Source organism: Polynucleobacter sp. 35-46-11 (assembly GCF_002281105.1).
In genome coordinates, this window is sequence record NZ_NCFJ01000554.1 from 1 (window position 1) to 1,579 (window position 1,579).

The following is a 1,579-nucleotide window of genomic DNA, read 5'->3' on the forward strand; positions in this document are numbered from 1 at the left end:
TGTCCGCTCTCAATTCAAGGAAGTACCACGTATTAACTGAAAGCAAGATTGATTTATTAGATCGACTTTCACAATATTTATTACCTGTAAATTAATCAAGGAGTTCAAATGAAAAAGATTCGAATAGGACTAGCCGTTGCGATTACAAGTTTTATTGGATTAGTGCACGCGGTAAGTTTGCCGGGTCCATTAGTCAGCGCAGAGTGGCTTGCTGCTAATCAATCAGAGGTTCAGATCTTAGAGGTTCGTGGCGATGTAGCCAGCTATACCCGTGCCCCTGAATTCGAAATTGATAAAAAAACAGGGAAGAAGTTTTTAGTTGAGGTAGGTGGCCATATTCCGGATTCCACATTGCTTGACTTTAAAAAGGTCAGGGTTGATCGCATGATTGACGGGAAAAAGATCAAGTATCTGATTCCTGAAAAGGCTGACTTTGAAAAAATTATTCAGTCAGTGGGCATCAATTCTGACAAGCCAATTGTTTTAGTTCCAATTGCCCAAGATATTTCCGATATTGATGAAGCTTTGCGTGCGTATTGGCAATTTAAGGTTTACGGTGAGGACAATATCGCCGTATTAGATGGTGGCATGGCGGGCTGGCTTTCTGAAGGACGCGATTTTTCTGTTGCCCCATCGATTAAAACTAATGGAACATGGGTTGGCAAAGCTGAGCGCAAGGAGTTGATTGCTAACTCAGAGCAGGTAGCATTAGCTTCTAAAACTGGTAAATCTACTTTGATCGACGCACGTCAACCTGTTCAGTTTTTTGGTTTAAATAAGCGTGACTATGTAGGTGCTTACGGTCACATTGCGGGTGCAAAGGAATTGGCTCCTGAGTTATTAGCAAAGCCTGCAAAAGGGGCTCTGTATTTCTGGGATAAGAATACTTACAACGCATTATTCACTTCAAACGGAATCAACCCAAAGACGCCGGCAATTAGCTATTGCAATAGTGGCCATTTAGCAGCTGGTGGTTGGTTTGTGATGTCTGAGTTAGTTGGTAATAAATCCACCAAGCTCTATGACGGCTCTCTGTATCTTTGGACTTTAGAAGGTCGCCCATTGGTAGGTGTTGCACTCAACTAATTTTTACCTGGCATTACCTGTTGGTTTTACTAATGTAATTCCTCTACACTTTGAAAAGGATGTTGATATGAAATGCAATGTTGGCGGTATTGACCGCATGTTACGAATTATCGTTGGACTAGTGTTGATCGGTTTAGCCATCACGGGAACAACTGGCGCCTGGGCTTGGATTGGTGTAGTTCCTTTGGCAACTGGGATATTCAGATTTTGTCCAGCTTACCCATTATTAGGAATTAACACCGGAGATAGTTGCTCTAAGTAATTCCACCTCAATAAAAGCGCTTGCCTGGATAGAAATCTAGCAAGCGTTTTTTACGGCTTTAGTGCCAAGTGCTTAATGGTCAATAAACCGCCGTGGATCATTGATGGGTCGCAAAGGCATGATGTGAATTTGATTCCCATCCAGCTCAAGATGCATTAAGGTGCCAACCAGCATTTCCAATCTCTTTACTTCGGCTGAAGAGGCTTCCCATTCGATAGTATTTCCACCATC

2 protein-coding genes are annotated in these 1,579 nt (G+C 42.4%); both read left to right on the top strand.

Annotation, left to right across the window (positions count from 1 at the left end; all coding sequences use genetic code 11):
* The first annotated feature begins 108 nt into the window (after positions 1 to 108).
* On the top strand, positions 109 to 1,086 hold the full coding sequence (locus B7Y67_RS17525) for a sulfurtransferase (protein WP_293599726.1): 978 nt from the start codon (positions 109 to 111) through the stop codon (positions 1,084 to 1,086).
* Positions 1,087 to 1,153: 67 nt separating this feature from the next.
* Positions 1,154 to 1,348: a DUF2892 domain-containing protein gene (locus tag B7Y67_RS17530; protein ID WP_293599727.1), complete on the top strand. Its 195-nt coding sequence runs from the start codon at positions 1,154 to 1,156 to the stop codon at positions 1,346 to 1,348.
* The last annotated feature ends 231 nt before the right edge of the window (positions 1,349 to 1,579 follow it).